Below are 10,858 nucleotides of genomic sequence, written 5' to 3' on the forward strand. Positions count from 1 at the left end.
CCGCGGGCCGGGGGGGGGGGGTCGCCGGGCGGCCCCCCCCCCCCCGCGCCTCGCCGCCCCGGCGGGGAGCCCTTCAGCCCCGGCCCGCCCCGTTCCCGGCCGGGCCGCGGTCCCGCAGGACCGCGACACCGTCTCCCGTGAGTTCGTCCCAGTACGCCGTACGTCCGGTCATGGCCATCACCAGCGCACGGGTGGTTCCCGACACGAGGAGCCCGGAGCCGGTGGTGAAGGGTCCGTCGGTCGCCACGAGACGCAGTCCACCGATCCGCCCCTTGGCGAGCACGACGAGGTCGGAGCCGCTGTAGTAGTCGGCGACCCGGGTGATCGTCTCCACCGGATAGTCCCGGTGGATGCCCAGGGGGCGCCGGATGTCCTCGCCGTGCACGATCGTCTCGCCGAGCAACGCGATGGCCGGCAGCGGCGGCTTGGTGGTGCTGGTGACGGCCCGGCGGAACCCGTCGAGTGTGTCGGCCGGGGTGTCGCCCAACCACTCGGCCGTTCGCATCGTCACCTGCCGGTCGAAGTCGAACCGGCAGCGGACGACACCGGCCAGCCACCGTACGGGGTTGAGGTTCGCAGCCGAGGTGAGGTGCGCCAGGACCTCCCGCGTCGAAAACTCGGTGCACAGCGAAGGCGTCGCCCACTGCTCGTCGGTCAGGTCCGCCAGGTCGGCCGCCAGCGCCGCCCGTTCGGCATGGATCAGCGGCCAGATCTCCCTCGGACGGCTCGAGGCCGGCTTCCGGATCGAACCGGTCATGTCGGTGTTCTCCTGTCATCGGATCGTGGCTCGACCTGGCCCGGCCGGGCGGGTCGGTCGAGGCCACGGGCGGCCTCCCGGCCAGGCCGGAGATGGTCGGTCACAGGTAGGACTTCCCTCTTGACGCAGAATCGTCGCTCATGGGAAAAGTTTCTTCCGCCCGGTCCACGGCGGCCCCGGCTGACGACGGCGCGGACCTGGCCCGCGCCCGCGCGGGGGACGAGGCCGCGTTCACCCGACTCGTGCGGCCGCTGCGTGCCGAACTGCACGCCCACTGCTACCGCATCCTCGGCTCACCCCACGACGCCGACGACGCCCTGCAGGACGCCCTGCTGCGGGCCTGGCGGGCGATGCCGCGTTTCGCGGGTCGCAGCCCGCTGCGTACCTGGCTCTACACCGTGGCCACCCGCGCCTGCCTGGACCTCGTCGGGACCCGCGGCCGGCGGGCCCTGCCGGTCGACCTCGGCCCGGCCAGCGAGCGCGCCGTCGTGGACGGCAACGACCCGGTGACCGGTGTCGCCTGGCTCGGTCCCTACCCCGACGCCCGCCTACCGGACGACCCGGCCAGCCCGCACGCCCGCTACGAGCGGCGGGAGGCCGTCGAACTCGCCTTCGTCGCCGCTCTGCAACACCTGCCCGGCAACCAGCGGGCGGCGTTGCTGCTGTTCGACGTCCTCGGCTTCTCCGCCGCGGAGATCGCCGCGATGATGGACACCTCGACCGGGTCGGTGAACTCCGCCCTGGCGCGGGCCCGCCGGCTGGTGGCCGAGAGGATCCCACCCCGCGCCCGGCACCGGGCACCCACCGGCGACGATCGGATCCGCCGCACGGTCCTGGCGTACGCCCACGCGCTGGAGCGCGGCGATGTCGACGCCCTGGTCGCGCTGCTGACCAAGGACGTGAGCTGGTCGATGCCGCCGCTGCGGCACTGGTACCAGGGCATCGCGGCGGTGACGGACTTCGCCGTACGGGTTCCGATGGCCCGCTGCCCGAGCTGGCGTTTCCTTCCGACCAGCGCGAACGCCCAGCCGGCCGTGGCGTTCTACCTCGGCGCCGACGACGGTCCACACCTCGCCTGGTCGATCACGGTCCTCACGCTTCGTGACGAACGCATCGCCGGGATCACCTCGTTCCTCGACCCCGGCCACTTCGCCGCCTTCGGGCTGCCGCCGGCGCTGGAAACCGTACGACCGGATCCGGCGGGCCCCGTTTTTGTCGGACCCCGCGGGTAGGGTGGCGAACCCCGTAGTCCACGCGAGCGTGCCCCGAGACACCGCCCGGAAGGTGCCGGGCGACGGCACGCCGGCCAGGAGTGCAGATGCTCAGAATCCACTTCACGGTGGCCGACCTGAACCGCACCCGGGTCGCCACCGCCCCGGACCCGCTGTGGGAGCTGACGCTGAGCATGCACCAGTTGCGCCGGCGCGGCTCCCCGCCGCTGCTCGCCGGCTGGAAGGCCGACCTCGCCCACCGGCTGCGCCCCGACACCACGCTGCGGCACGAGATCTCGCCGGCACTGGCCCTCAACCCGCCGACCGGCTACTTCCCCGACTTCCTCACCCCGGCCGAGGCCGCCGACGGGTTCGAGGCCGGGTTGCAGGCCCTGCTCGACACCCCGCGCGACCGGCTGCGCGCCGAGATCGCGCTGCTCGGCACCGACCGGCACCGGCTCGACCCGGCCGCGCTACGCATCGGCGACGGCGACCCGGCCGCGCTGCGTACCCTCGGCCGGGCGCTGCGCCGCTACCACGACGTCGCCGTGGCACCGATGTGGGACCGGATCCGGGCCTCGTTCGACGCCGACCGGGCCCTGCGCGCCCGCACCGTGCTCGACGGCGGCGCCGTCGCGCTGCTCAACGGGCTGCACCCGGCCGCCCGGTTCACCGCCGGGGTCCTCGAGATCGCCAACTACCGGGCAGACCGCGACCTGCACCTCGACGGCCGCGGACTGGTGCTGGTGCCGAGCTACTTCAAGGCGGCCAGCCGGCCGATGGCGCTGGTCGACCCCAACCTGCCGCCGGTCCTGGTCTATCCCGTCGAACGGTCGGCCCGGGTCGCCAGCGAGGCGGGCCGGGCGTCGCTTTCGGCGCTGCTCGGCCGGACCCGGGCCGCGGTGCTGGAACTGGCCGCCGACGGCCCGTCGACCGGAACGGTCGCCGGCCGGCTCGGCATCTCGGCACCGGCCGCCAGCGAACACCTGACGGTGTTGCGCGACGCCGGCCTGGTGGTCAGCACCCGGCAGGGCAACACGGTCCGGCACACCCTGGCGCCGCTGGGGCACACCCTGCTCGACGGCGGCCCCTGACCCGGGCCCGGCGGTCTGGCGGGCGGCGGCCCCCGGTCGGGCCGGGATCGGATCGAGGCCGGGAGTCAGGTGCTGCCGCGCGAGCGGCCTGGGATCAGGTGCTGCCGCGCGAGCGGCCTGGGATCAGGTGCTGCCGCGCGAGCGGCCTGGGATCAGGTGCTGCCGCGCGAGCGGCCTGGAATCAGGTCAGGCCGTGCACCGGGATCTGGGCGCCGTTGACGACCGCCGACTCCGGGCCGCACAGGTGCCGGACCACCTTCGCGATCTCGGCCGGGTCGACCCACCCGCGCCGGTCGGCGTCGGGCTGGCTGGCCCGGTTGCCGGGCGTGTCGATGGTGCCGGGCACGACCGCGTTGGCGCGCACCCCGTCCCGGCCGTACTCGGCGGCGAGCGCGCCGACGAAGCCGAGCACCGCCGACTTCGCCGTGATGTAGCCGGCCGCGCCGGCGAACGGCCGGGTCGCGGCCCGGCTCGACACGCAGACGACCGATCCGCCGCCGGCCGCGACGAGGTGCGGCAGCGCCGCCTGGCAGACGAGGTACGTCGGCCGCAGGTTGAGCCGCAGCTGCGCCTCGAACTCGTCGACGCCGGTCTCGTGCACCCGGCCGCCCATCGCGAAGCCGCCGACGAGGTTGACGACCGCGCGCAGCGGTGCCGCCTGCGTTCCGGCGGCCAGTGCCACGCAGCGGCGTACGGCGTCGGCGTCGAACAGGTCGGCCTCGACCAGGACGAGGTCGGGGTGTGGTTCGAGCCGGTCGCGTTCGTCCTCGACCAGCCACGGCACGACGACCCGCCAGCCGTCGGCGAGCAGGGCGGCGGTGACCGCGGTGCCGAGCCCGCCGGTCCCACCGGTCACCAGCGCGGTACGTCCCAAAGCCGCTCCCCTTCCAAGTTTCCGCCTACCGTACGCAGGACCGGACGGCCGTGTCGCCGCGACCCACCGGGTCCGGTGGCGGTCAGCCCGGCCGGGGCAGGCCGAGTTCGGTCGCGACGGCACGCAGGTCGTCGTAGTGGGTCTGGAGGATCGGCGTCGACTCCTGGGCGTACCGCTTGGCCTCTGCTTCGGTCCCTCTGTCCAGTTCGGTCTTGTTGCGGCGGATGGCGCGTTTGTGGGCTGACGCCTCGGACGCGATGAAGAGCCGCTCGAACCGGTCACCGTCGGCGTCGCGCAGCCGGCCCAGGACCACCTGCTGGTCGCGGTTCAACCTGTCCGGCAGCTCGACGCCGACGGCGGCGGCGGTCCGGCGCAGTTCCACGTCGAGCTGGGTGTTGTCGGCGACGAACTGCGCGCCGAGGTCGGCGATCTGCGGTGCGACGTCCTTGGTGCCGGCCAGTTGGCCGGCCTCGATCCCGGCCAGGTTGGCCTGGTGGGCGGCGCGCAGGTAGCGGGCGTCGTGTCGGGCCGGGCGGTCACGTTCACCGGCGGGTCCGGTGCCGGCCGTCGGGGCGGCGCCGCCGGTCGGTGGGTGGCCGGATGGCGGCGCGGCCGGAGCGGGTACGGGGACTGACAGCACTATCGCGGCTATACCGGTTATTGCGAGGTTTCGTACGTTTTGCCACATTCGAACCACCTCCCGCCGGTTCGGCGCTCCCCTCGGATACCCGCGACGGTGGCGTGATCACCACCGATCGGGGCCCACTCCCCCGGCCGCCCGGGGCGACGGGAAGCCTTGCGACGCAACGGGTCCGGCGCCGGGTGACCGCCGGCCGCCGGGACCGGCCGGCAACACCGCAGGTCGCATACCGGTTACGGAACGGATCGGAGGCATTCCACAACCGTTACCAGGCACATAGAGTGGTGTCGCTCGTACGGCCACGACAACCGACCACCGGAGGCAGAGCGGATGCGGACAGACGACTGGTCCACAGCGGAACGACCGGTGCGGATGGGCCATCAGCAGATCCGCGACGCCGCTTTCGGACCGGCGCCCCGCCGCGGCGGCGGCCTCAACCCCGACGAGGTACGCGCCTTCCTGAACCAGGTCGCCGACCAGATGCTCCGCCTGGAGCGCGAGCTGGCCGAGGCGACGAGCGAGTCGATCCGGGTCAAGGAGGCCCTCTACCGCTGGCAGGTCGAGCACGCCGCCACCTGCGCCCAGCGCCCGCGCTGACCCTGCCGGACACCCCGGCGCGGCACCCCGGGGACGGGATGCCGCGACGATGGGGGATTGCGGGTCAGAGATTGCCCGCCCCGGCGCCCGCGCTGACGATCGACTTCACGTCGGCGGCGGAATCGAGGGTGTAGGCGTACGGAATCGCGGCGACGCTACCGCCCTGCTCGCCCTCGCCCGAGTTGACGAAGTGGTTGTCCCGGGCGACCAGCGTGCCCGGCCCGGACGAGCCCTCACCGAGGTGGAACGGGTCGTCGGTGTCCTCGAAGAAGTTGCCCTCGACGAGCACCCCGGCGTCCTCGGTGGACGCGACGCCGTACCCGCCGACCGAGGCGTAGTAGTTGTTGAACACGTGGACCGGATTGCCGAACCGCACCCGTGGGTTGCGCTGCTCGGTGCCGTCGAACCAGTTGTGGTGGTAGGTCACCCGCAGGTGGCCGATGTCCTGGCTGCCGTTGTCGTCGCTGTGGCCGAGCAGCATGGTCTTGTTGTGCCCGCGTACGTGGTTCCACGAGATGGTGACGAAGTCGGAGCCGCGCTTGACGTCCACGGCACCGTCGTAGCCGACGCCGAACGTGTTGTGGTCGATCCACACGTTGGTCGACTCGGTCTCCACGTTGATCGCGTCGTCGTCCCAGTCGTCGAAGTACAGGCCCTGGATGATGACGTTGTGCGACTCGCGCAGGGTGAAGCCGTTGCCGGTGATGGTGCCGCCGCCGGTGATGGTCTTGTCGGAGCCGACCCGGACCATGTCGGACAGGTTGATGGTGCCGCTCACCTGGACGATCGCCGGCCCGTCCTGCTGTACGGCGTCGGCGAGGCCGGCCTCGTCGGTGACGGTCACGGTCGGGCCGCCCGCGCCGCCGGTCGTGCCGCCGTTCTCGGTCGCCCAGCCCACGAGTCCGGGTGCGTCGAGAGCCTCGACGCGGTCGGGCGCCGGGCCGGCGTTCGCGATCGCTCCCGCACCGAGGGTGAGCGTCGCCGCCGCGAGTGACGCGCCGATGAGCACCGGGAGGGATCTGCGGTGCCGGGTGGTGGGTTGCGTGGTGTGCATGGGTTCTCCTCTGCCTGGGTCCCGGCGACGCGGGGTCGCCGGTGCGGCGGCGGGCCGTCGGGCCACCGCCGCACTGCCTTCGTGCGTGGGATGAAGGCCCACGATCCGAACGGGACCTTCGCATTCACCGTAGGCAGGCAGAAATATATGCGTCAATAAGACGGAATTGCAGGAAATTTGAGGTGGAATTAGCGCTAATCGACCAACCCGGCCGTCGAATTGCCGGGTTGCGTCCGAATAGCGCCACTTCCACCCTACGGCGCGACTCCGGAACTTGCAGCGCGAGCCGGGCGGGTTTGCAGTCGTCCACTGTGATCAGGGTTATTCATGGGTTGAGAAAGACTCAGAGTGAGAGTAACGTTCTCGACGTACCGCCCGACCGGAAAGGACGCCCGATGACCGAAGAGGAGTTCCTCGCCGCGTACGACCCGCGCGCCTACCCGCCGGTCGCGGTGACCGTCGACGTCGTCGCGTTCACGATCCGCGACGGACGGCTGCACCTGCTGCTCGTACGCCGGGCCGCCCCGCCGTACGCCGGACACTGGGCCCTGCCCGGCGGCTTCGTCCACCCCGACGAGGACCTGCCCACCGGCGCCGGCCGCGAACTGGCCGAGGAGACCGGCGTACAGGCCGGCGGGCTCGGCCGGGTCCACCTGGAACAGCTCGGCACGTACGGCGCACCGGGACGGGACCCGCGGATGCGGATCGTCTCGGTCGCCTACCTCGCCTTCGCCCCCGACCTGCCCGACCCGGCGGCCGGCTCCGACGCCGACGAGGCGGCCTGGGTGGCCGTCGACAGCCTCGGGCTGCCGGACGCCGCCGCGCTGCCCGGTCGCCCGGTCCGGCAGCGGCCCGGCACCACCCGGAAGCTGGCCTTCGACCATGCCCGGATCGTCGCCGACGGCCTCGACCGGGCCCGCTCCAAGCTGGAGTACACGCCGCTGGCCACCCGGTTCGTCGGCCCCGAGTTCACCATCGCCGAACTGCGCGCGGTCTACGAGACCGTCTGGGGCGACACCCTGCACGCCGGCAACTTCCACCGCAAGGTGCTGTCCGTACCCGGGTTCCTGGACAGCGTCGGCGCGACCACCGACCGCGGCGGCGCGCGCGGCGGGCCACGGGCCCGGCTCTACCGGGCCGGCGACGCCCGGCTGCTGCACCCGGCGCTGCTGCGGCCCTCCCGAGAGGAGGCCGTCCGATGACGACGGTCGCCGAGGCGATCCGGCTGGTCATGTCGGCCCGCGACGCCGACGACCTGTTCGGCGACGCCGACCCGGCCCGCCGCTACCGCGACCTGGCCCGGGTGCTGCACCCCGACGGGCGGCCGGCCGCCGGGACCGGACCGGATGCCGCCACCGAGGCGTTCGTCCGGCTCAGCGGCCTGTGGCAGGACCGGCGGAGCGTGGTGATCCAGACCCGCCGGGACAGCTACCGCCTCACCGGGAGCCCGACCCACCGCGGCGACCTCGCCGACCTCTACGACGTCGGTGCCGACCGGCTGCTCAAGCTGCCCCGCGACCCGGCCAACAACGACCTGATGGCCCGCGAGGCCCGGGCCCTGCGGGCGCTCGCCGACCGCGGCGACCCGCGGTTCCTGCCGTACGTGCCCCGGCTGGTCGACACGTTCCAGCACACCGATACCGCCGACGGCACCCAGCGCCGGGTCAACGTCGTCGCCGCCGTCGGCAACCTGCACAGCCTCGCCGAGGTCCGGCGCCGCCGCCCGGACGGGCTCGACGCCCGCGACGCCGCCTGGATGTGGCGACGGCTGCTCACCGCCCTCGGCCTGGCCCACCGGGCCGGTGTCGTGCACGGGGCGGTGCTGCCCGAACACGTACTGATCGAACCGGACGCGCACGGCGTCGTCCTCGTCGACTGGTGCTACTCGGCCAGCGACGAGGGCGAACGGATACCGGCGCTGGTGCCGGCGTACGCCGACTGGTATCCGGTCGAGGTGACCCGGCGGGAACGCCCCGGCCCGGCCACCGACATCGCCATGGCCAGCCGGTGCATGGCCCACCTGATGGGTGACCGGGCCCCGGCGGCGCTGCGCCGGTTCGTCGCCGGCTGCACCCTGCCGTCCCCGCGCCAGCGTCCCGACGACGCCTGGCGACTGCTCGACGAATTCGACGACGTGCTGGCGAACCTCTACGGCCCCCGCACGTTCCGACCGTTCACGCTCTAGAGAGGAAGGCCCGAGATGGGAAGCGGAATCTGGTCCACCGACGTCTACGACGCCGCCAAGAGCTACCGCCGCGCCAGCGGCAAGAGCGCCTTCGCCTACAGCGACGGCGGTGCCCGTACGGTGCACCCGTCGCTCGACCCGCGTGGGGTGGACGTACGGGAGAGCCGGGACAGCGCCGAACACCCCGAGTCGGTCGCGATCGCGGTGCTCTTCGACGTCACCGGCTCGATGCGTCACGTGCCCCGGGTGTTGCAGGAAAAGTTGCCGCAACTGCTGGGCCTGCTGCTGCGCAAGGGCTACGCCACCGACCCGCAGATCATGTTCGGCGCGATCGGCGACGCCACCTGCGACCGGGTGCCGTTGCAGGTCGGCCAGTTCGAGTCGGACAACCGGATGGACGAGCACCTCGGCAACATGGTGCTCGAGGGCGGCGGCGGCGGGCAGATGATGGAGTCGTACGAGCTGGCCATGTACTTCATGGCCCGGCACACCACGATCGACTGCTACGAGAAGCGGCGCCGGCGCGGCTACCTGTTCATCATCGGCGACGAGATGGCGTACCCGCAGGTGAAGCGGCGCGAGGTGCAGGCGGTGCTGGGCGAGAAAATCACCGAGAACGTGCCGCTGACGGGCATCCTCGACGAGGTACGGAAGAAGTGGAACACCTACTTCCTGCTGCCGGCCGGCAGCTGGCACGCCAAGGACCCGCGGGTGCTCGGCTTCTGGCGCGACCTGCTCGGCCAGAACGCCATCGAACTCGACGACCTCGACGCGGCCTGCGAGACGATCGCGCTGACCGTCGGGCTGGGCGAGGGCACCGTCGACCTCGACGAGGCACTCGACGACCTGCGCGACATCGGCTCGGACGCGGCGGCGGCGACGGTGTCGAAGGCCCTCGTCCGCATCGGCGCCGACCGGGCCCGGAGGACACGCTCGGCACTGCCGGCCCGTACCCGCACCACCGACCGCGTCACCCGGCTGTAAGTGCGAGGAGCGCAGCGCAGCGGAGCACCGCAGCACGAACCAACCAGCTAAGTGCGAGGAGCGCAGCGCAGCGGAGCACCGCAGCACGAACCAAACAGCTGAGTGCGAGCAGCGCAGCGGAGCACCGCAGCACGAACCAAACGGCAACCAGGGAGCGCACCGTGGAACACGTGATCGTCGTCGACCTCGGGTACGGCGACGCGGGCAAGGGCACCGTCGTGGACTGGCTGTGCGCGAGCCGGCCGGTCCACGCGGTGGTCCGCTTCAACGGCGGCGCGCAGGCGGCGCACACCGTCGTCCTGCCGGACGGGCGGCACCACACGTTCGCGCAGTTCGGGTCGGGGACGTTCCGGCCCGGGGTGCGTACCCACCTGTCCCGGCACATGGTGGTCGACCCGCTGGCGCTGGCCGGCGAGGCCGACCACCTGGCGGCCCTCGGGGTGACCGACGCGCTTCCCCGGCTGACCGTCGACCGGGACGCGCTGCTCGCCACCCCGTGGCACCGGGCCGCGAACCGGGCCCGGGAGCTGGCCCGGGGCGGCGACCGGCACGGGTCGTGCGGGATGGGGGTCGGCGAGACGATGGCGTACGCCCTCGCGCACCCCGGCGACGCGCCGAGGGTCGCCGACTGCCTGTCCCCCGCCCGGCTGCGCACCCGCCTGGCGGCGCTGCGCGACCGGCTCGCCGCCGAGGTCGGGTCGCTCGACGCGCCGCCGGTCGACGACTGCGTGGCCGCGTTCACCGCCTTCGCCGAGCGGGTGTCGGTAGTGGACGGCGACTTCACCGGGCGGCTGCTGCGGGCCGGGACCGTCGTCTTCGAGGGCGCCCAGGGGGTGCTGCTCGACGAGTGGCACGGGTTCCACCCGTACACGACGTGGAGCACGACCACGTTCGCCAACGCCGAGGCGCTGCTCGCCGAGGCCGGGCTCGCCGGTACGGCGACCCGGCTCGGCGTGCTGCGGACCGTCACCCCACGGCACGGGCCGGGGCCGCTGGTCACCGAGGACCCGGCGCTGGCGCCGGCCGAGCCGCACAACCACACCAACGCCTGGCAGGGCCGCTTCCGGTTCGGGCACTTCGACGCGGTCGCCCACCGGTACGCGATCGAGGTCGCCGGCGGTGTCGACGGGCTGGCGCTGACCCACCTGGACGTGGCCCGCACGCACCGGCCGAGGATCTGCGCCGGGTACGACTGGACCGACCGGCTGGTGCCCGGGCCGCCCGGCGACCTGGCCCGCCAGGAGGCACTGACCCGCCGCCTGCTGACCAGCCGCCCGGTGTACGCCGAACCGCCCCCGACCGACTGGCCGACAGCGGTGGAGCAGCACCTCGGCACCCCGGTCCTGGTGACCTCGGACGGCCCCACCGCCCGACACAAAACCCCCCGCGTCCCCGGCCGGCGACCCGCAGGTAGATCCGGGCGGCGATGCGTCGCTCGACGTTGACGGTCTGCCCGTCCTCC

At 73.2% G+C, this 10,858-nt stretch carries 11 protein-coding genes; 7 read left to right on the top strand and 4 right to left on the bottom strand.

Annotated features, from left to right (window positions below):
* Positions 1 to 73: 73 nt before the first annotated feature.
* Positions 74 to 757 carry a maleylpyruvate isomerase family mycothiol-dependent enzyme gene (locus AB0I42_RS36660; RefSeq protein WP_357544377.1) on the bottom strand — a complete coding sequence of 228 codons (684 nt, stop codon included), beginning with the start codon at positions 755 to 757 and terminating at the stop codon, positions 74 to 76.
* 140 nt (positions 758 to 897) lie between these two features.
* Here AB0I42_RS36660 and AB0I42_RS36665 point away from each other — a divergent pair, with 140 nt between their 5' ends.
* Both AB0I42_RS36665 and AB0I42_RS36670 read left to right on the top strand, forming a co-directional pair.
* Positions 898 to 1,989, top strand: coding sequence for a sigma-70 family RNA polymerase sigma factor (locus tag AB0I42_RS36665; protein ID WP_357544378.1), 1,092 nt, complete (start codon positions 898 to 900; stop codon positions 1,987 to 1,989).
* A gap of 86 nt (positions 1,990 to 2,075) precedes the next feature.
* The gene (locus AB0I42_RS36670) at positions 2,076 to 3,062 is read left to right on the top strand and encodes a helix-turn-helix domain-containing protein (RefSeq protein ID WP_357544379.1); all 987 of its coding nucleotides are present in this window, start codon (positions 2,076 to 2,078) and stop codon (positions 3,060 to 3,062) included.
* Positions 3,063 to 3,243: 181 nt separating this feature from the next.
* Here the strand turns inward: AB0I42_RS36670 and AB0I42_RS36675 are convergent, their stop codons facing one another.
* Together AB0I42_RS36675 and AB0I42_RS36680 are read right to left on the bottom strand one after the other, a co-directional pair.
* Positions 3,244 to 3,936, bottom strand: coding sequence for an SDR family NAD(P)-dependent oxidoreductase (locus AB0I42_RS36675; RefSeq protein WP_357544380.1), 693 nt, complete (start codon positions 3,934 to 3,936; stop codon positions 3,244 to 3,246).
* Between the two features lie 82 nt (positions 3,937 to 4,018).
* Positions 4,019 to 4,576, bottom strand: coding sequence for a DUF4142 domain-containing protein (locus AB0I42_RS36680; RefSeq protein ID WP_357544381.1), 558 nt, complete (start codon positions 4,574 to 4,576; stop codon positions 4,019 to 4,021).
* Between the two features lie 330 nt (positions 4,577 to 4,906).
* On the opposite strand from AB0I42_RS36680, the gene AB0I42_RS36685 reads away from it, so the two are divergent.
* Entirely contained in the window at positions 4,907 to 5,173 is a 267-nt protein-coding gene (locus tag AB0I42_RS36685) for a DivIVA domain-containing protein (RefSeq protein ID WP_357544382.1), read from the top strand.
* 64 nt (positions 5,174 to 5,237) lie between these two features.
* On the opposite strand, the gene AB0I42_RS36690 is transcribed toward AB0I42_RS36685, so the two are convergent.
* Positions 5,238 to 6,227: a pectate lyase gene (locus AB0I42_RS36690; protein WP_357544383.1), complete on the bottom strand. Its 990-nt coding sequence runs from the start codon at positions 6,225 to 6,227 to the stop codon at positions 5,238 to 5,240.
* A 395-nt stretch (positions 6,228 to 6,622) separates the two neighbouring features.
* Between AB0I42_RS36690 and AB0I42_RS36695 the strand changes: the two genes are divergently transcribed.
* The 4 genes from AB0I42_RS36695 (at position 6,623) to AB0I42_RS36710 (ending at position 10,841) form a co-directional block, all read left to right on the top strand.
* Positions 6,623 to 7,429, top strand: coding sequence for an NUDIX domain-containing protein (locus AB0I42_RS36695; protein WP_357544384.1), 807 nt, complete (start codon positions 6,623 to 6,625; stop codon positions 7,427 to 7,429).
* A complete protein-coding gene (locus AB0I42_RS36700) occupies positions 7,426 to 8,412 on the top strand; it encodes a serine/threonine protein kinase (protein WP_357544385.1) in 987 nt (328 codons plus the stop codon). Before AB0I42_RS36695 ends, AB0I42_RS36700 begins: the two co-directional genes overlap by 4 nt.
* 15 nt (positions 8,413 to 8,427) lie before the next feature.
* Positions 8,428 to 9,396 carry a hypothetical protein gene (locus AB0I42_RS36705; RefSeq protein ID WP_357544387.1) on the top strand — a complete coding sequence of 323 codons (969 nt, stop codon included), beginning with the start codon at positions 8,428 to 8,430 and terminating at the stop codon, positions 9,394 to 9,396.
* A gap of 161 nt (positions 9,397 to 9,557) precedes the next feature.
* Positions 9,558 to 10,841 (top strand): adenylosuccinate synthetase, encoded by a 1,284-nt coding sequence (locus tag AB0I42_RS36710; RefSeq protein WP_357544388.1) that lies wholly within the window; start codon positions 9,558 to 9,560, stop codon positions 10,839 to 10,841.
* The last annotated feature ends 17 nt before the right edge of the window (positions 10,842 to 10,858 follow it).

Origin of the sequence: Polymorphospora sp. NPDC050346, assembly GCF_040655695.1 — a bacterium.
Lineage (GTDB): Bacteria > Actinomycetota > Actinomycetes > Mycobacteriales > Micromonosporaceae > Polymorphospora > Polymorphospora lycopeni.

Excerpts from the sequence above, each read along its gene's own strand:
- AB0I42_RS36660 (WP_357544377.1), bottom strand. The coding sequence starts at position 757 with ATGACCGGTTCGATCCGGAAGCCGGCCTCGAGCCGTCCGAGGGAGATC.
- AB0I42_RS36665 (WP_357544378.1), top strand. The coding sequence starts at position 898 with ATGGGAAAAGTTTCTTCCGCCCGGTCCACGGCGGCCCCGGCTGACGAC.
- AB0I42_RS36670 (WP_357544379.1), top strand. The coding sequence starts at position 2,076 with ATGCTCAGAATCCACTTCACGGTGGCCGACCTGAACCGCACCCGGGTC.
- AB0I42_RS36685 (WP_357544382.1), top strand. The coding sequence starts at position 4,907 with ATGCGGACAGACGACTGGTCCACAGCGGAACGACCGGTGCGGATGGGC.
- AB0I42_RS36690 (WP_357544383.1), bottom strand. The coding sequence starts at position 6,227 with ATGCACACCACGCAACCCACCACCCGGCACCGCAGATCCCTCCCGGTG.
- AB0I42_RS36695 (WP_357544384.1), top strand. The coding sequence starts at position 6,623 with ATGACCGAAGAGGAGTTCCTCGCCGCGTACGACCCGCGCGCCTACCCG.
- AB0I42_RS36700 (WP_357544385.1), top strand. The coding sequence starts at position 7,426 with ATGACGACGGTCGCCGAGGCGATCCGGCTGGTCATGTCGGCCCGCGAC.
- AB0I42_RS36705 (WP_357544387.1), top strand. The coding sequence starts at position 8,428 with ATGGGAAGCGGAATCTGGTCCACCGACGTCTACGACGCCGCCAAGAGC.